This is a genomic window from Algoriphagus sp. (assembly GCF_029254265.1).
GTDB lineage: Bacteria > Bacteroidota > Bacteroidia > Cytophagales > Cyclobacteriaceae > Algoriphagus.
Map to the genome: position 1 here is coordinate 26,097 of NZ_JAQWXX010000012.1, position 16,873 is coordinate 42,969.

The window sequence follows — 16,873 nt, forward strand, 5'->3', positions numbered from 1 at the left end:
TCAGAACCATCTTTGATTTTTCATTACTGCTTTTCTAGGAATCATATAGAAGCCTACCGAAAGCTCATGAGAGTTATTTCGGTAGGCATTCAGTACGTTTAGGTTATGATCATAAGCATAACCAAGTCGCAAACGCTCTGTGGGGAAAATCTCTATAATCGCAGCTACAGCATTGCGCTTGTTCAGCCCTTCCTGCAAGTTGTCATTCCAGATCTTCATATTGCTGCGATAACTTCCACCTACCCACAGTTGCTCCATAAATAAAAACATTGCGTTAATGTCGTAGTTCGTCGGAGCACCCTTCCCTTCCTTGATCAGAAAGCTCGGCTTGAACTTTACATTCGTAGACAGGTCAAACAGGTAGCCCGCCGTCAGGTAGTAGTGGAAGTCATGATAGGCTAACGCTACGTCTTCTTTCTCCAAGGCCTTCTTCCCGATCATATTATACACGCTGAAGCCTGCATAGAATCGGTCGTTGTGGAAAAATAACCCTGAATTCAAGTTTGGAGTCAACAGGTTGATACGACCCTCCGGTATCTCACTGTCCGGAAAATCATTCGGATCTAGCATGCTCCCGTCTATGGAGTACTGGGAGAATCCCGCACTCACGCCCAAGCCCAACCAGCTACGCTCACCCGTCTGAATCCGGTACGCATAGGTCAACAACCCACCCGTCGTCTTGGCCGGTCCCAGGTTGTCACTCATCAACGAGAATCCAAAACCCATTGTCCCTTCATTGGCGCTCAAGTCAGCTGTCACAGTGAATCTCTCAGGAGCTCCTGGGAAATTAACCCACTGACTCCGATATGTACTCTGGATGTAGGGCTCCCCTTTGTAACCTGCATATCCCGGATTGATATGCAACCCATTGAAAATATACTGACTAAACTGGGGAAGCTGCTGTCCAAAAGTAGCCCCACTGACCAGTATGGTCAGTAGTAAGGCTAGTCCTGTGATTTTAAAAGTCGTTTTCATGCTTTTATGATTTTATTTTCAATGGCTGCATGGAATCTCGCTCGGCGGTTCAACTTTTCACTAAGTGGCGGTTGAGCTTTGCTCGATTTCATATCGCTTCGATTTTATTCTTAGTTCTTTATTACCTGAATCCAACCTTTAAATACATGGCTTTTACCAGCTTTATCTACTGTAGTCAAAATGTAGAAGTAAGTACCGGCTACTTGACCTGGTGCATTCCAATCATTCCGATAATTTTCTTGCTCAAAGACATGGTCTCCATATCTGTTAATGATCACGATTTCATTGCTTACAAACCTTCCAAGACCTTTAATCTCGAATAAATCATTGTCACCATCTTGATTAGGTGTGATCACGTTAGGGATTCGAAATGGTAGAATTTGATTCACATCATCGTCTTGATTATCCAAACTGTTGATGTCGTCTTCTTCTATATTCACTCTAACGATATTGGTAATAGTTCCAGCATCGCCAGCTTGAACCTTAACTCGAATCACTACCACCCCATCAGCTGGTAAGAATGGAATATTCCAAGTAATTCGACTACCTGTAACTGAAGGTGTCCCTACCTGTATTTGAGTATCACTTACGTTTGCTACGGTTGAGTTTAAGTAAGTAACTCCGTTTGGAAGATCATCCACCAGCACAACATTGGTCGCTGGAGTTTCGCCTATATTCGTCAACCGAATCTCATACTCAAATTCGTCTCCTTCATAGACTTCAGCCTCGAAACTGGTCTTCGATACCGCAAGATCTACCTGATCGTTGATGATCGTAATAGTGACTTTATCCTCATCCTTGATATCTTCATCTCCACCATTTGGGTCTTTTGCCGTGACCACAGCAACATTGACAATTTCTCCTTCCAAAAGATCTGAGATAGTCACGGAATAGGTTGTGAAAAAAGATTTAGAATCACCAGGCTTCAATTCATCAATAACATCTTCAAAACCAGTCAGCGGATCTACAACATCGATATTGGTCAAGGTAACATTACCCGTATTTGTCACTGTCAAAGTATAAGTGATTAACTCACCTTCATCAGATACAACTTCTTTATCTGCCACTTTTTCAATGGTCAAACTTGGTGTTAGTGTACAATTTATGAAGGATAAAGTCACAGTGGCCGTCGTTGCCAATGTGCATGGTGAAGTTTGCTCTACTGTGTAAGTGTACACATTGCTTACATTTGTCCAAATCCCACCTGGAGTTGGATTCCCTTCTAAAGAATTAAACAGCAATTCATCATTTGGTCTAGTCCCCTCACAAAAATTCAAAATCCCATTTTCTCCTGCGCTTTTAATTTCAGTTACTTCAATGGATATTTCATCAGTTTTGGACGCACACTCTTCTGCTCCTTCCACGGATACTGTGAGTCTATAAATTGAACTTCTTGTGACATTTTCCAGAACTAATTTTGTTTGATCGTCGTCGGAATCGGACACTGTTTCCCAACCGGAATCGGTCTGCCTTTCCCATAGGTAGATATAATTTACCTCAGTGGTCGTTAAAGTATCTGTGAGGTTAGAGGTAATCAAAGCAGAGCCCCCTTCGCAAATATTAGTATCAGACAACTCCAGCTCAACACTATGGGCATAAACATTAACAACTTTCTCCGAGACCACTCTACAGTTAGAATTAATTAACGTTTCATTGCTTCCTGCAACGAGTACCCTAAATTCAAAACTCTCGTTTGGGTCTAAATTCAAATATGGGTTTGGAAAAGATACCGTGGCGTCCACGTCAGAGTTTACAATTGAACTACCAATGTTAATCCAACTAGAGGTAGCACCAACTGGGCGATATTGAAGTTGAAAATGATTTTCAAGGAAAGGGTACTGTGAATTAACTGTTCTTGCTCTTAAAAGAGGATCATCACCCGGACAAATTGCATCTGCCGATTCCAGTATCGCTTCAGGCCCAAGAGGCGAAAAACTGATATCATCAATAGCCAAATCGTTTCCAAATTGATTGGGAACTACATTGGTGATTTCTAAGAATACACCTGTTTGATCGGAAGGAAGCTGAAAATCAAATTTAAGCTCATACCAATTATGTCTAGGCTTGACCTCACTGTCAGTGGTAGTTCTTGAGGAAATCAACTCCCCTTTTGAACCGTCACTATTAACTCTAAAAATATCAAATCGAACTCTTGGATGAGCACTACTTTCCAAGCCACCCCCACCATCAGGTTCTTCATCATCAGCCGTATTTAAATCAATTATCCATGTTGAAAATCTAAAATAATCACCTCCACACAGTCCTTCAATTTTCCTAGTAAAATAGGTCGTCGTAGAACTATGAGCATCCACCAACAACATGTAGCCATTTTCATCATCCGTATGATCAGGACTTGAAACAAAATATTCATTGTAATAACCTCGACTGTCAGTTACTATTGAGTAGCCACCTTTACCACCTTCAGGAGGAAGTCCTATGGAATTTTCCAGATAATCGACATAGGCCGGACCCCAGTTTCCATCAATTACCGACTGTGGTAGAGGAAGTGTATAGCCTCTACCATCTCCAAGAGGGGTAATTTCTATTTTCCTGGAAAACAATTCGTGAGACTTCTGATAATCTGTTTTTAGGCTTTCAATGTTCGTCCAAAGTGCTGGTGAGAAAAAGTCAATTGAGTTTATATACGAAAGTCCTTGTCTTTTAAAAAATACATCAGCTCCGGCTCCATCATTGAAGGAATCTTCCCCGCCTGGGTTATCTCCAACCTTCCCAAAAGTTTCAAGAAAAATCGGATCACCAATTCCATTTTGAGAAAATCCTGAACTTAGGTTTGAAAAAAATAAAAGAATAATTAATCCAATTTTTAATAAATTCATTGGACCGTAAGATTTATTTCTATCGAAAAACCTCTTCCACAAAAAATGGATTCGGATGAAATGACTGGTGGATGAAATGTCCATATCGTTTATATTTTAAAATTTCGAGTTCTTAAACTTATTTTTATAATACACTCACTATCAATTTATTAATTCTATAAAAAAATTATTCCAAATCGCCCTTTAGTTTTTTAGAAGTAGATTTTCATCTAATAAAAAACTTTATACAGCAAAAATTTCTGTTCACAATAAATTATTACAGGTAAAAGTACACTTTATTGTTTTTCACACCCTTCCTTTTTGATTTGTAATACAATTTATTTACTGTGAAAAAATATTTTTAAGATTCAAAAAATTCCTGTGAGTTGTGAATTCTGGTTTAAAATGAAGTAGACTTTTTTGACACTCATCAAAAAACAAAATCAAAACCTAATCTCAATTTACATCCATGTATCTTAAGGAAGGATTTATCACATTCCAGACTCTTCTATTTCCCAAACTCCTAAAATCAATGGCAATCTTATCTGAAAATTCAATTGAACCAAAAGTTTTCTTAAACACCTTTCTTTTGCAAAAGAAGACCGCTAATTCTTGGAGGATGTCAACTGCATCAGATCGCATTTCGCGCCTAAAAAGTATTAGTGAATGGATAAAAGGACATCAAAAGGATATTCAAGATGTGTTATTCGCTGACTTTCACAAACCTCGGGTTGAAACAGATCTTTCAGAGATCTTCACGGTGACCTCAGAAATCAACCATGCAATTAAGAATCTAAAAGCATGGATGAAACCAAAGTCCGTTTCGACTCCTCTTCCTTTGCTTGGGACGAGTGGAAAAATATATTATGAGCCAAAAGGATGTGCTTTGATTATAGCACCATGGAATTATCCATTCAATCTTGCCATAGGACCATTGGTTTCTGCCTTGGCCGCAGGATGTCCTGCAATCATCAAACCATCCGAACTGACGCCAAACACTTCTTCCCTTATTGAGAAGATGATTTCCGAATTATTTGATCCCTCGGAGGTTGCCGTTTTTCAAGGCGAGTCTAATGTGGCTCAAGAGCTTTTGAAGCTTCCGTTTGATCATATTTTCTTTACAGGTAGTCCTGCCGTGGGGAAAATTGTAATGAAAGCCGCAGCAGAGAATTTGACTTCGGTCACTTTGGAGCTAGGTGGAAAATCTCCTGTAATTATTGATCAAGATGCTAATTTGAAGGATACTGCCGAGAAACTAGTTTTTGGAAAGTTCATCAATTGTGGACAAACCTGCGTAGCACCAGATTACCTTTTAGTACATGAGAAAAGCAAAGAGAAGCTATTGATGGAACTGAAGGTTGCTCTTAAAAACATGTATGATCCGAAATTTGACGGAATTGAAAAGTCTCCAGATCTGGCAAGGATAATCAACGATAGGCATTTTGAAAGATTGGTCTCAAGCCTCAAAGACGGGATACAAAATGGGGCGATAATTGAATTTGGAGGAAAATACGATGCACCTTCCCGATTCATTGAACCAACATTGATCAGCTGCTTAAGCGATGATATCATTCTGATGGAAGAAGAAATCTTTGGCCCAATCCTTCCAATCAAGACCTTCTCCATGCTGGATGAAGCCATTTCCTACATCAACGGAAAGCCCAAACCACTTGCGCTTTATTATTTCGGATCAAACACTACAAATTCTTCCCGAGTTATTCAGGAGACGAGTTCTGGAAATGCTATGATCAATGATTGTGTGATTCATTTCCTGGATTTGGAGATGCCATTTGGAGGAGTAAATAATAGTGGAATAGGAAAAGCTCATGGACATTATGGTTTCTTGGCATTTTCAAATGAAAAGGGAGTGTTGAAGCAACGAGTGGGATTAAATAATGCAACTTTGCTTCGACCTCCTTATGGTGCTGCTGCTCAAAAAATTGTCCAATCATTAATCAAATGGTTTTAATCTACCACAAATGAAAATACTATACCGATCAATTTTTCTTCTTTCAATCAGCATTCTACTATGGAACTGTAGCGAGAATCCTGAAATTCCCATGGCAGGCGAATTACCTGCTATGGATCTTTTTGATCAATCTTATGGCAATGAGACAAATCAACTATTCGATATATTTCTCCCACAAGGAAGATCCAGAGAAAATACACCTCTCATTATATATATACATGGTGGTGGGTGGATAGATGGAAGCAAGGAAGAATTTCTCCAGTTTAGGCAGTCTTTCCAAAGGGAATTTCCTGATTATGCCATCGCCTCCATTAATTATCGCCTTTTTGACTTCTTAACGGGAAAGAACAAATTTCCCACGCAGGAAAATGACGTAATTGCAGCGGTGAGATCGATTCAATTGCAAACTGTAAATTGGAATATCTCCGACCAAATTATCTTGGCAGGAGCAAGTGCAGGGGGACATTTGGCCTTACTTCATAGCTACAAACATCAAACTATTGGAAATATTAAAGCAGTAATTGCCTTCTTTCCTCCAAGCGATTTAGTTTCGCTTTATACTTTTAATCAAATCACTCAACTCGGCCTTAATGCCTTGTTGGGTGGAAATCCTCAAGAACAAGCCACTGCCTACTTAGAATCTAGCCCAAGTAATTTTATCCAAGAAGCGGTAGTCCCAACTATTTTCTTTCACGGAAGCAGCGACACAGTAGTTCCGGTATGGCAAAGTGATCTTTTTGCGGACAAACTGAATTCGGTATCAGCTCGATTTGAATACAAACGAATTGAAAACCAAGGTCATGGATTCAATGATCCAACTTATTCACAAGCATTTAAAGATGCTGCTAGCTTTTTAGAGCGGAATTTAGAATAAAAAAACCCGGGCAAATGCCGGGTTACCAAAGGATTTAGACTCGCTGGAGTCCCGTAGAATGTGCCATATCTTTAATGGCATTTACTACACTTGCGGAAGGCTGAAGTTGGATTTGATCCACTTGCTCTATTGTGCTCAGCAATTCAATGTATTCTTCCATCAGTGAATCATCACTGTGTAAGGCTTGCACCAAGAGTTCTTGTTCTACCTCCTTCATTTCCTGATAGATATACCTGATCAGGTCATTTTGGGTAAATTGTTTTGTCATAGGCAATGTTTAACTGTTTCATTTTTTTTCTAAGATGAATTAATGCGTACCGCATTCTACCTAAAGCGGTATTGATACTCACTCCAGTTTGATCTGCAATTTCCTGGAAACTCAAATCCAAGTAATGTCGCATGATCAATACTTCCTTTTGAGCCTCAGGAAGCTCCTCAATGAGGCGCTTTACCAGCTCAATGTTATCTTCTCTTATTTGACGATCTTCAACATTTTCCTCTGCAAATCTTAGAGAATTTAACACATTAGACCCGTCTTCCATGACAATGGTTGGATAGCGCTTGGCTTTTCTGAAATAATCAATTGCCAGATTATGTGCTATACGCATCACCCATGGTTGAAATTTCCCCTCCTCATTGTATTTATCTGAGTGAAGTGTATTCACTACTTTGACAAAAACATCTTGAAGCAAGTCTTCCGCAACTTTTTGATCCTTGACGATCAAAACAATGGTAGTGTAAATTTTGCTTTGGTACCGATCTACTAAAAGATCAAAGGCAGCATCACTGCCATTTCGATACTGAGCGATCAATTCGCTGTCCTTAGGACCTATTCGCTTACTCATTTTTTAAGTTGGTTTATGATAAACGTAGAGGTCTAGGCCATAGTATCTTTTTAGAGTAAATAAAAATTGTAGGTGCTAAAAGTATTATTTCAAATAGAACTCTGCAAAGAAATTCGAAAGATTTTATGCTTAGAAAGAAATCCTATGATAAATCAAAAGATTATTTCGGACTTGATCCAAAAAACCACTCTTTTATTTGCAGAATAATTGATTTGGTAATCCATATAACCAATGATAATGCCAAAGAGTGTTAAAAACGAATTCTAATTTTGTCTTTTTTACACTATCACATTCCTCAGATTGCAGTTCATTGTGTACATTCGTGATCTAAGAAAAAAAAGTAAATCAATGGAATTAAGCGGAAAAGTAATTCAAAAATTAGCTGAAGTAGGTGGTAATTCAAAGAGCGGAAACGCTTGGAGAAAGCAAGAATTTATTGTTGAGACCGAAGGACAATACCCGAAGAAAGTATGTGTATCACTTTGGGGAGATAAAATCGACCAATTTGCAGTTGGTGTAGGTGAGCAAGTCACTCTCAGCATTGATGTAGAAAGCAGGGAATATAACGGCAGATGGTATACCGAAGTAAAAGCTTACCGGGTAGACCGAACTGGTGGAGCAGCGGCACCTAGCAATTCAGCTATGCCAGATGTAGACACCTTTCATTCAGAAGGTGAAGAGGATAAATTACCTTTCTAAAAGAGATCAGTATGTGGGATGATTTTGATGAAGATGAGGATACCTGGGATGAGGACGATGAAAGTAGCTTCAGAAAAGAGCATGAAAAAATCTACAAACACCCCCTAATGAAAAAAGCCAAAGATATCCTAGCCCTGACCAGAGCATTGGTCGGGAGCTTGGATGAGGCTAGAAGAGAGCTCTATGGAAGCATCATGCTCCAAGACGCAATGTTGATAAGTTCCAAATTTGCTGCTGCAGAATCCACCTCAGATTTTGTTTCCAAAATGGAAAAAGCTGTTTTTATTAAGGTGCATGCAAAAAACTTGAACGGGATGACTTATCAGCTTGCAATGGAAGAAACCCATGCTGAAGAACATTTAGAATTACTTCGAGCCTCTATAGAAGAATACCGAAAACTTTTTATTGAATGGATCAAAAGTCTAGATCCAAGTGAAAAAACAGATGATGGTTGGGGGGTTTTCACTGAAAACTAACCCCCGGATCCAAATTGAAATCCCAAATAAGCACCACCAAGCATAAGAATAAGTGTAATCACGATTAAAAGTAGTAAGACATTCAAAGGAAACTCCCAAGGAACATCACCAATCTTAAAGCGTATAGGTTTTTTCCAATTAATCATTTGGGTACTATTTTTTCAGAATTTCTTTCCACCCTTTTGATTCTATAGCTGCAGCAGACTCTTCCACTTTTTCCTTTAAAGTCCTTTTGAAGGCATCCATCTTTGATCCTACTTCGGCATCAAATGATCCAACAATTGAAGCAGCTAGAATACCAGCATTTTTACCGCCATTCAAGGCAACTGTAGCCACGGGAATACCGCTTGGCATTTGCAGAATCGACAAAATACTATCCCAACCGTCTATGGAATTGGAACTCTTGATCGGCACCCCTATTACCGGCAGACTAGTTAAAGAAGCAACCATTCCTGGCAAATGTGCCGCTCCTCCTGCACCTGCTACAATCACTTTCAGTCCCCTTTCTCGAGCTGATTCGGCGTAATCAATCATGCGCTGAGGGGTTCGATGGGCTGAAACTACTGTTAACTCATAAGCAACTCCCAACTCTTCTAAAAATGCTGCAGCTTCTGCCATTATTGGAAGGTCAGACTGACTTCCCATGATTATTCCTACCTGTGGGTTCATAGCGTTGATTTGATTTTAATGAGTTCTTTAATTCTTTGAGCCCTTTTTTTCAAGTTATCCACATTATCATCCAGCAAAGTCACATGTCCCATTTTTCGAAATGGTTTGGTGATTTTTTTACCATACAAGTGAATATAAACTCCTTTTTCTGCCAATGCTTCTTCTTTCCCTTCTACTAAGACAGGACCTGTAAATCCTTCTTCGCCTAATAAGTTGATCATTGCCGCAGGACATCTCAATTCTGTATTACCCAGCGGCCAGTTCATCACGGCACGAAGATGCTGCTCAAATTGAGAAGTGAAATTAGCTTCGATCGAATGGTGACCACTATTGTGAGGCCTAGGGGCAATTTCATTTACCAAAACTTCACCTTCTTTGGTCACAAACATTTCAACAGCTAAAATTCCCACCATATCCAATTTTAGGATGACTGCCTTGGCTATTTCACTTGCCTGCTCTGCTATTTCTTGTGAAATCTCTGCTGGCGCAAAAAGAAACTCAACCAAATTGGCAGTGGGGTGAAATGCACACTCTACACTCGGATATACTTCCAAATCTCCATTGGAATTTCGAGCAACAGTAACTGCGATCTCTCGGTCGAAGTCAATTAATTTTTCCAATAGACCAGGTGCATCAAAGGCTTTGTCCAAATCGGCTGACGAACGCAATACCTGAACTCCACGTCCATCATAGCCTTCTTTACCAAGTTTATTGACTGCTGGTAAAAAATCTACATTATGGATAACTTCAGCTTTATCAGCAGTTAAAATGAATTCTGCTGTAGGGATTCCATTAGATTTATAGAATTCCTTTTGGGCTCGCTTGTCTTGAATTAGTCTTAAGATATGAGGCTGTGGATAAACTCGCTTTCCCTCTTGCTCCAATTTTTCAAGCGCCTCTGTATTAACACTTTCAATCTCTACAGTTATGACATCGCATTTACTTCCAAATTCATAAACTGTATCAAAATCCTTTAGAGAACCCACAGTAAAATCCTGTGCTAAGTCCTTACAAGGTGCATTGGGATCGGGGTCTAAAATGTGGATATCTTGATTGTAGTTGATGGCAGACTGGATAAGCATCCGGCCTAGCTGACCTCCACCTAGTACTCCAAGAATGGGTGAATTTGTTTGCATTGCTTAACTGTTTTTCAAAAATAAGACAATCTGAGCTAAGGAAAAACCAAAGCTAATTCTGAAAACGGATTCCCATTAATTCCATAAGCTTGTGCGCATTGAAACTTGGGCAAGCTCCTTCCTTGAGTTTGTAATCAAAATCGATAGATTGATCATGGATCTCGGAGTGGAAGCTGAAGTTTTTCACTTTTGAAATCCGATTTTCTAAGTCTGCCAATTCTATATCATGCGTACTAATGATTCCTAAAGCTTTTGTATCCACAACCTGCCTGATCAAAGCTTCTGATCCGGCTATTCGATCTTCAGTATTTGTGCCTTTCAAGATTTCATCCAAAAGGAAAAAAATTTCTTCTCCTGCTTCAATCCGATCAATCACCAATTTGATTCGACTCAGTTCGGCATAGAATGAACTGACGCTTTCCCCCAGATTATCAGTATTTCGCATGCTGGTATAAAGCTGGAAATTCCCAAATCCAAATTGCGCTGCAAATGGCCTTAATCCGAGATTCACTAGGACACAATTTATTCCAAGGGTCCGCATAAAAGTCGTCTTGCCACTCATATTCGACCCAGTCAGTAAGATTATACTGGTAGAAGAATCTTGACTGAAATCATTTGAAACTGCAATTTCAGGCTTAAGTAAGGGGTGAGCTATTTCCAAACCTCTGATTCCTTTTTCCACATTGATAATCTCCCCTTTTCCACCGAGCTCATATTGAAATGTTCCCAACGAAATTAACATTTCCCAAAAAGCTAATTGCTCTGGGAATTCAGATACAAGTTTCCCATGATTTTTCTTCCACTTTGACAGTCTGACGTAAAGTAGAAGATCCGTCCAAAAGAAAAGATTTAATGGGATGTAAAGAAGATTTAAACGATTTTGAATCCAAAGGCCCAATCGATCAAGTTCTTCTAATAAGATCGAAGGCTTAGTACTGGAGTCAGAAGACCTAGGTAAGGAATTTCGTAAAAGGTCACTTTTGAATTCCTGTTTCTCTAATTCTAACAACCAATATCGAAAGGTTTTAAGTTGATTTCTAGAGGGAATTTCTTCTCCAGCTTTCTTTAAAGATCCAAATACAACTCCCAAAAAGCCCATTCCAATCAAAACCCAAATTCCATAAAAACCTGCCGGGATCATCCCTAGATTAGCGAGAACTGTCAATATTATCCCTCCTATCGGTCCAAGAACTGCAAAAAGCTTGATCCATGATTTCTCCACTTCATCCGTCTTGAGCCAGTTAATCCAAGAATGAATTGATTTTTCATCTCGATAAAAAGACATCCCAATACTTTCCATAGCTTGAAGAAAACCCGGTTTTGTAGACAGCTCATCAATCGCTTCTCGAAATGCTGCGGTTTTTTTCAGATCAAAATCAGAATTTAGAAGTGATGCCAGCTTGTATTTTCCCTCTTGAGATACCGTATGGTTGAGTAATTGAAATAAGGAATGATCGCCGAAAAGATCCAAATCATTTGAAAAAGGATGTGATTTGCTTTGGAATTCGAGACCGGGATCAAAAGATTTCAAACTCCGGGATTTTCTCAAGTCTCGGCTAGCCTTCATTTTCTCCAATGAAGAGTAGATAGCTTCTTGATCTTTGAGCTGATTATAAGAAGAAATCAGGTAGACAAAACCAGCAACGGTCCCAAAAAATAAAATAAACCAAATTGGACTTTCAGAAAGACTTAAAACGAAAAAGCCAATTAAGCCAAAAAAAGAAAAAACCCTTAAAATCGAGAGTGAGGCTGTTTTACTTTTCAGTTTACTCAATTTATCGGATAGCTGTTCACTGCTGAAATCAAATTCTTTCATCCTCAAAGATAGGAATTGATCTATGCTAAGATCTAAAAAGAGTAGAAGTAAATCAGTAGGAATAAAATCTTTGTGGCATACTTTTCGTTTCAAAAAAAATATTCTAAAACGATGAATAAAGAAATCAAAACCCCAAAATCTGAATCAGAAGAAATACAGGAATGGGATTTAACCCAGGAGTTTGGCATTTTCCCAAAGGATGTTTCGTTGACACAAAATATTGGATGTGTGGGAGGTAAAAAGAAAAAAGGATCTTCTTCAAATGCCAAAAAGGATTAAAATCTTTACCTTCAGATTTTTAAATGAACCTATCAAAACTATGAAAAAGCTTTTATCAACCTATGGAATTGGGGCATTAACGCTTCTGGTTTTTTCCCTGATGTCCTGTAATTCTGACTCTGACGAGATTTTAAAAGAGCCTGACTTGTCTATAGTAAATGACGATTACCTGATTGCCCAAGCATTCGAAGATCTAGACAATATCACCCTTACAGCTCTTAACAACAGTGGATTAGGGGCTCGAATAACCAAGGATGTTTCGCTAACCGAAATTTGTGCCTCTGCAACAGCAAATCTCGATGAGACCGGAAAAAAAATTACAATCGATTTTGGAGCGGGCTGTACCAGTAGCAACGGAATCACCAGAAAAGGTAAAATTATTCTTTCTTACTCAGGTAATTTACTTTTCCCTGGTTCACAAGTGATCACTACCTTCGATGGCTATCACGTCAATGACAAAAAAATCGAGGGGACACGAACTATTACCAATACGGGAATTGATTTTATCGGAGGGACTGTTTCTCTTGCAGTAAAAGTAGAAAACGGAAAAATAACTTGGCCTGATAATACTTTCATCACCGTGGCTAGTAACCAAATTCGAGTAGTTAAACTGGGAGGTGATGGTTATGAAGCATCAATTACCGGTACAGCCACTGGGAAAAGCAGAGAAGGAGTGGTTTACAGCACCCTTGTAATTGATCCATTGATTATAAAACAAACTTGCGTGGAAACTGGAGTATGGGTTCCTGGCACTGGGACCTTGCAGTTTCTATTTACAGGGATAGAAGTGACCGTGGATTATGGAACAGGAGTTTGTGATAAAATGGTGACCATCATTTACCCAGGTGGTTCAAAAGAAGTCACTTTAGATTAAAATAAAGGAAAATTAAATTGAAACGGCTATTTTCACGAATAGCCGTTTTTTTATGGAGAAAAAATTAATTGAAGGATTCGAACACATTAGATATGAGCGGAAGCAACCAAGCAAAGCCGAGCTAATCCAAAACTCCCAGAATTTCTATATGCTGATGGATTCACGAAGGACAGTTCGTGAGTTTGACACCAGACCAGTGCCACTTGAAGTAATCGAAAATATTATCCTAACCGCAAGTACTGCCCCATCTGGTGCACATAAACAACCTTGGACTTTTTGTTTGGTATCTGATCCGGAAATCAAACGAAAAATCAGAGAGGCAGCAGAAGAGGAGGAAAAAATTTCCTATTCTAGCAGAATGCCAGAAAATTGGAAGAGCGATCTCAAGCCCTTGGGCACCAATTGGGAAAAGCCATTTTTAGAAGATGCACCATACCTTATTGTGGTTTTCAAGCAATCCTATGGGCTAGTTAATGGAGAAAAGGTACAGCATTACTACGTCAGTGAATCGGTTGGAATCGCATGCGGCTTTTTAATCGCAGCCATCCACCAGGCAGGTTTGGTAGCAGTGACTCATACTCCAAGTCCAATGAACTTTCTCAGTCAAATATTAGAAAGACCATCCAATGAAAAACCCTTTTTACTGGTTCCTGTTGGTTATGCTAGAGAAGAAACGTATGTTCCGGATATCCAGAGAAAAGGATTAAAAGACATACTCATCAAATACTAAAAAAGGCGATCAATTGATCGCCTTTTACTTTTTATTTTCCTTGATGGACAACCCGTTGAGGAAAAGGGATTTCAATTCCATTTTTTTCAAACTCATCGTTAATCGCTTCCATACCCTCAAAATACAATGGCCAAAGGTTATCCGCATTGGTCCAGACCCGAATTACCAAGTCTAGCGAGCTATCTCCAAAATTATTTAAGAAGACAACTGGAACAGGATCTTTTAGAGCTCTTTCATCTTTTTCAAAAATCTCCAAAATAATCTCTCTTGCTTGCTTGATATTAGTACCATAGGCGACCCCCACTGTATAGTCAACTCGGCGAGTATCCTGAGTACTCATGTTGATTACATCGGAGTTGGCTAGATTTCCATTGGGAATGATAATCTCTTTATTATCAAAAGTCAGCAAGTGAGTATATAGGATTTGAATTTTGGAAACTTTTCCAGTATGGCCCTGGCCTGTGATTACATCCCCCACTTTAAATGGCTTGAAAGCTAGGATAAGCAATCCCCCTGCAAAATTAGAAAGAGAGCCTTGTAGGGCAAGACCGATCGCAAGACCTGCAGCACCAAAAATGGCTAAGAAAGAGGTTACTGGAACTCCAATAATCGCCGCCACTCCAACAAAAAGCACCACATAAAGAATAACTTTTGAAAAAGAATAGAGAAACTCATTTAAAGAAGGGCTGTCTTCTCTCTTTTCCAGAAAAGTTTTTAATCCCTTTAAAACTTTTTTAATGATGAATTTACCAATGAGGTAAAATAAAATCGCATAAATAATTGATGGAACAACTTGATATGCTAAATCAATACCCTGTGAGATTAGAGCATCTGTAGTTTCCTGAGAAATTTCCATAAATGTAAATTGTTTGATTTAGTTGGTTAGGATTTAATAAGCACTTGCCAACGAAAGGCCCAGTGCCAAGTCAATTCAAAATCATTTATTCCGGCTTGTCGTAAAATTCGCTCCCAATCATTTCTGGAAAATGCCCTTAATACTGAAACTGCTGCGTCATTCTGCACCATTGGTGATTTGCTGAAAACCGCGGTCAAATATTTAATGCTATAATAGGCAAAGGGATGCCGATGCAAATCATTAATGACTAGACCAATTTTAGATTTGACTTTCAACGCATTAATAAGATCCACCAATTCAGGATCTGTAAAATGATGTGTAAAGAGCGTGCAAGTAGTGATATCTACTTTTTGGTTCAGAAATTCATCCGAAAAAACGTTTTGAACGGTTAAAGTTACATTTTTTAGGTCGAAGAGCCTAGATTTTGCTTCTTTGATAATATTTGGATTAGCATCAATTCCTATAAAATTCACCTGAGAGGGCTGATTAATCGCCCAATCATGCATGACTCGAATCATGTCTCCTCCCCCACAGCCAATATCCGCAATCAAATATTTATCCTTGGGATTGGAATCAAAAAACTTCGCAATTCCACTTGTTGTGACATGATTTCCGCCTAACCATCGATTAATGGTTTTTAATTCTTTTAAGGTTTGTACCAATTCTTCCCCTGAACATTCGAGATCGTCCATTAACTCCTTTTCCTCGCTTCTTTGGGAGAATTTACTCATGATTTTTCCAGATGTAGCGTTTCAAGCGTTAACCCAGGACCAAATCCCAAAGCCAAAATATCACCAGTCACTTCATCATCAAGAAGAAAACGGTGGAGCACAAATAAAATAGTAGCTGAAGACATGTTCCCAAAGTTCTTCAAAACTTCAAGTGCATGACGATTTTCCTTTTCGGAGATTCCAAATGCTTGTTGGACTTTTTGCAAAATCTGCTTCCCTCCAGGGTGAATTGCAAAGTTCTTGATTGTGGACAAGTTAAATTTCTTTTCAAAAACCTCTTTCAAAGAATGTATCCCCTCATCTAACAGACCGGGAATATATTTGCTGAGCCGCATCTCAAACCCAAAATCACCGATTCCCCATGCCATATCATTTTCTCCTTTCCAGAGCACTTGGCTCAGGTAGGACCTCAATTTTAACCCTTTGTCCGAATTTACTATCAGTGCAGCAGCTGCACCATCGGCGAAGAGTGAGTTGGCAAGTAAATTATCCTCAGAATATTCTTTTTGAAAATGGATTGTACAAAGCTCCACTGACACTAGTAGCACTTTAGCGTCTGTCTCTGCTCTAACTATTTTATCGGCCAGCTTTAATCCACTAAATGCCGCATAACAACCCATGAAATGAATGCAATAGCGTTCCACAGTATTTGACATCTCCAAGCGTTGCATCAACTCCAATTCAATCCCAGGAGCAACCATACCGGTACAAGACACCAAAATTAAATGCGTGATATCTATAAACTTCACGTCGGTTTCCTTAAGACAATCTTTAACTGCATCTTCGCAAAGTGCTCCAGCATGACGCTGAAATAAATCCATCCGGGCTTTGGTCCCTGGAAATGGCTCCAAATTTTCAGATTTTGGGAAAAAAGTATATTCACTAAAATCTCTTTTTTCAAAATCTTCTAAAACACTATACCGCGAATTAATTCCGGATTTTTTGTACAAAAATTTCAGCTTTCTTGCCTCATAATCATCTAGTTGATGTGCTGCTTCCATAAAATCGGCAATGGTACTTTGATCAATGGGAGAACCTGGATTTGCAAGTCCTATGCTTACTATGCTGGAATTCATTATATCAAGTTAAATGAATATTTCTAAATTGTAGGAATACAAACACAACCTT

18 protein-coding genes are annotated in these 16,873 nt (G+C 39.0%); 7 read left to right on the forward strand and 11 right to left on the reverse strand.

The genetic code is table 11. The annotated features are described in order from the left end of the window. The gene (locus tag P8O16_RS01200) at positions 1-975 is read right to left on the reverse strand and encodes a type IX secretion system membrane protein PorP/SprF (RefSeq protein WP_300310027.1); all 975 of its coding nucleotides are present in this window, start codon (positions 973-975) and stop codon (positions 1-3) included. Positions 976-1,085: 110 nt separating this feature from the next. After that, positions 1,086-3,812 (reverse strand): gliding motility-associated C-terminal domain-containing protein, encoded by a 2,727-nt coding sequence (locus tag P8O16_RS01205; RefSeq protein WP_300310029.1) that lies wholly within the window; start codon positions 3,810-3,812, stop codon positions 1,086-1,088. Between the two features lie 511 nt (positions 3,813-4,323). Here P8O16_RS01205 and P8O16_RS01210 point away from each other — a divergent pair. After that, positions 4,324-5,760, forward strand: a complete 1,437-nt coding sequence (locus P8O16_RS01210; protein WP_300310032.1) for an aldehyde dehydrogenase family protein — start codon at positions 4,324-4,326, stop codon at positions 5,758-5,760. A 10-nt stretch (positions 5,761-5,770) separates the two neighbouring features. Then, positions 5,771-6,634, forward strand: a complete 864-nt coding sequence (locus tag P8O16_RS01215; protein WP_300310034.1) for an alpha/beta hydrolase — start codon at positions 5,771-5,773, stop codon at positions 6,632-6,634. A gap of 34 nt (positions 6,635-6,668) precedes the next feature. On the opposite strand, the gene P8O16_RS01220 is transcribed toward P8O16_RS01215, so the two are convergent. Beyond that, complete coding sequence (locus P8O16_RS01220; RefSeq protein WP_300310035.1) at positions 6,669-6,902, reverse strand: hypothetical protein; 234 nt, start codon at positions 6,900-6,902, stop codon at positions 6,669-6,671. Next, positions 6,877-7,479 (reverse strand): sigma-70 family RNA polymerase sigma factor, encoded by a 603-nt coding sequence (locus P8O16_RS01225; RefSeq protein WP_075348988.1) that lies wholly within the window; start codon positions 7,477-7,479, stop codon positions 6,877-6,879. Before P8O16_RS01225 ends, P8O16_RS01220 begins: the two co-directional genes overlap by 26 nt. A gap of 348 nt (positions 7,480-7,827) precedes the next feature. On the opposite strand from P8O16_RS01225, the gene P8O16_RS01230 reads away from it, so the two are divergent. Together P8O16_RS01230 and P8O16_RS01235 are read left to right on the forward strand one after the other, a co-directional pair. Beyond that, positions 7,828-8,178 (forward strand): DUF3127 domain-containing protein, encoded by a 351-nt coding sequence (locus tag P8O16_RS01230; RefSeq protein WP_300310037.1) that lies wholly within the window; start codon positions 7,828-7,830, stop codon positions 8,176-8,178. An 11-nt stretch (positions 8,179-8,189) separates the two neighbouring features. Continuing rightward, positions 8,190-8,654: a hypothetical protein gene (locus P8O16_RS01235; protein ID WP_300310039.1), complete on the forward strand. Its 465-nt coding sequence runs from the start codon at positions 8,190-8,192 to the stop codon at positions 8,652-8,654. Here P8O16_RS01235 and P8O16_RS01240 read toward each other — a convergent pair. From P8O16_RS01240 to P8O16_RS01255, 4 genes are read right to left on the reverse strand one after another with little or no spacing between them, the layout of a single operon-like run. Next, positions 8,651-8,800, reverse strand: a complete 150-nt coding sequence (locus P8O16_RS01240; protein WP_300310040.1) for a hypothetical protein — start codon at positions 8,798-8,800, stop codon at positions 8,651-8,653. The two genes, P8O16_RS01235 and P8O16_RS01240, sit on opposite strands and share 4 nt — an antisense overlap. A 7-nt stretch (positions 8,801-8,807) precedes the next feature. Continuing rightward, positions 8,808-9,323 (reverse strand): 5-(carboxyamino)imidazole ribonucleotide mutase, encoded by a 516-nt coding sequence (gene purE / locus P8O16_RS01245; protein ID WP_300310042.1) that lies wholly within the window; start codon positions 9,321-9,323, stop codon positions 8,808-8,810. Further along, entirely contained in the window at positions 9,320-10,459 is a 1,140-nt protein-coding gene (locus P8O16_RS01250; protein WP_300310044.1) for a 5-(carboxyamino)imidazole ribonucleotide synthase, read from the reverse strand. Before P8O16_RS01250 ends, purE begins: the two co-directional genes overlap by 4 nt. Positions 10,460-10,511: 52 nt before the next feature. Next, on the reverse strand, positions 10,512-12,368 hold the full coding sequence (locus P8O16_RS01255) for a DNA mismatch repair protein (protein ID WP_300310046.1): 1,857 nt from the start codon (positions 12,366-12,368) through the stop codon (positions 10,512-10,514). An 18-nt stretch (positions 12,369-12,386) separates the two neighbouring features. On the opposite strand from P8O16_RS01255, the gene P8O16_RS01260 reads away from it, so the two are divergent. Genes P8O16_RS01260 through P8O16_RS01270 form a run of 3 tightly spaced genes read left to right on the forward strand, consistent with a single transcriptional unit; the run spans position 12,387 to position 14,158 of the window. Continuing rightward, the gene (locus P8O16_RS01260; protein ID WP_300310048.1) at positions 12,387-12,554 is read left to right on the forward strand and encodes a hypothetical protein; all 168 of its coding nucleotides are present in this window, start codon (positions 12,387-12,389) and stop codon (positions 12,552-12,554) included. A gap of 40 nt (positions 12,555-12,594) precedes the next feature. Continuing rightward, positions 12,595-13,428, forward strand: coding sequence for a hypothetical protein (locus P8O16_RS01265; RefSeq protein WP_300310050.1), 834 nt, complete (start codon positions 12,595-12,597; stop codon positions 13,426-13,428). Between the two features lie 52 nt (positions 13,429-13,480). Next, a complete protein-coding gene (locus tag P8O16_RS01270) occupies positions 13,481-14,158 on the forward strand; it encodes a nitroreductase family protein (RefSeq protein ID WP_300310052.1) in 678 nt (225 codons plus the stop codon). A gap of 31 nt (positions 14,159-14,189) precedes the next feature. Here P8O16_RS01270 and P8O16_RS01275 read toward each other — a convergent pair whose 3' ends face one another. The 3 genes from P8O16_RS01275 to P8O16_RS01285 are packed head-to-tail and all read right to left on the reverse strand — an operon-like array spanning position 14,190 to position 16,821. Beyond that, complete coding sequence (locus tag P8O16_RS01275; RefSeq protein ID WP_300310054.1) at positions 14,190-15,014, reverse strand: mechanosensitive ion channel family protein; 825 nt, start codon at positions 15,012-15,014, stop codon at positions 14,190-14,192. Positions 15,015-15,040: 26 nt separating this feature from the next. After that, positions 15,041-15,745: a methyltransferase domain-containing protein gene (locus tag P8O16_RS01280; protein ID WP_300310056.1), complete on the reverse strand. Its 705-nt coding sequence runs from the start codon at positions 15,743-15,745 to the stop codon at positions 15,041-15,043. Then, positions 15,742-16,821, reverse strand: coding sequence for a type III polyketide synthase (locus P8O16_RS01285; protein ID WP_300310058.1), 1,080 nt, complete (start codon positions 16,819-16,821; stop codon positions 15,742-15,744). Before P8O16_RS01285 ends, P8O16_RS01280 begins: the two co-directional genes overlap by 4 nt. Between the last annotated feature and the right edge of the window lie 52 nt (positions 16,822-16,873).

What these genes read in the sequence shown, in the direction of transcription:
- P8O16_RS01200 (WP_300310027.1), bottom strand. Translation starts at nt 975, where the DNA reads ATGAAAACGACTTTTAAAATCACAGGACTAGCCTTACTACTGACCATA.
- P8O16_RS01205 (WP_300310029.1), bottom strand. Translation starts at nt 3,812, where the DNA reads ATGAATTTATTAAAAATTGGATTAATTATTCTTTTATTTTTTTCAAAC.
- P8O16_RS01210 (WP_300310032.1), top strand. Translation starts at nt 4,324, where the DNA reads ATGGCAATCTTATCTGAAAATTCAATTGAACCAAAAGTTTTCTTAAAC.
- P8O16_RS01215 (WP_300310034.1), top strand. Translation starts at nt 5,771, where the DNA reads ATGAAAATACTATACCGATCAATTTTTCTTCTTTCAATCAGCATTCTA.
- P8O16_RS01220 (WP_300310035.1), bottom strand. Translation starts at nt 6,902, where the DNA reads ATGACAAAACAATTTACCCAAAATGACCTGATCAGGTATATCTATCAG.
- P8O16_RS01225 (WP_075348988.1), bottom strand. Translation starts at nt 7,479, where the DNA reads ATGAGTAAGCGAATAGGTCCTAAGGACAGCGAATTGATCGCTCAGTAT.
- P8O16_RS01230 (WP_300310037.1), top strand. Translation starts at nt 7,828, where the DNA reads ATGGAATTAAGCGGAAAAGTAATTCAAAAATTAGCTGAAGTAGGTGGT.
- P8O16_RS01235 (WP_300310039.1), top strand. Translation starts at nt 8,190, where the DNA reads ATGTGGGATGATTTTGATGAAGATGAGGATACCTGGGATGAGGACGAT.
- P8O16_RS01240 (WP_300310040.1), bottom strand. Translation starts at nt 8,800, where the DNA reads ATGATTAATTGGAAAAAACCTATACGCTTTAAGATTGGTGATGTTCCT.
- purE (WP_300310042.1), bottom strand. Translation starts at nt 9,323, where the DNA reads ATGAACCCACAGGTAGGAATAATCATGGGAAGTCAGTCTGACCTTCCA.
- P8O16_RS01250 (WP_300310044.1), bottom strand. Translation starts at nt 10,459, where the DNA reads ATGCAAACAAATTCACCCATTCTTGGAGTACTAGGTGGAGGTCAGCTA.
- P8O16_RS01260 (WP_300310048.1), top strand. Translation starts at nt 12,387, where the DNA reads ATGAATAAAGAAATCAAAACCCCAAAATCTGAATCAGAAGAAATACAG.
- P8O16_RS01265 (WP_300310050.1), top strand. Translation starts at nt 12,595, where the DNA reads ATGAAAAAGCTTTTATCAACCTATGGAATTGGGGCATTAACGCTTCTG.
- P8O16_RS01270 (WP_300310052.1), top strand. Translation starts at nt 13,481, where the DNA reads ATGGAGAAAAAATTAATTGAAGGATTCGAACACATTAGATATGAGCGG.
- P8O16_RS01275 (WP_300310054.1), bottom strand. Translation starts at nt 15,014, where the DNA reads ATGGAAATTTCTCAGGAAACTACAGATGCTCTAATCTCACAGGGTATT.
- P8O16_RS01280 (WP_300310056.1), bottom strand. Translation starts at nt 15,745, where the DNA reads ATGAGTAAATTCTCCCAAAGAAGCGAGGAAAAGGAGTTAATGGACGAT.
- P8O16_RS01285 (WP_300310058.1), bottom strand. Translation starts at nt 16,821, where the DNA reads ATGAATTCCAGCATAGTAAGCATAGGACTTGCAAATCCAGGTTCTCCC.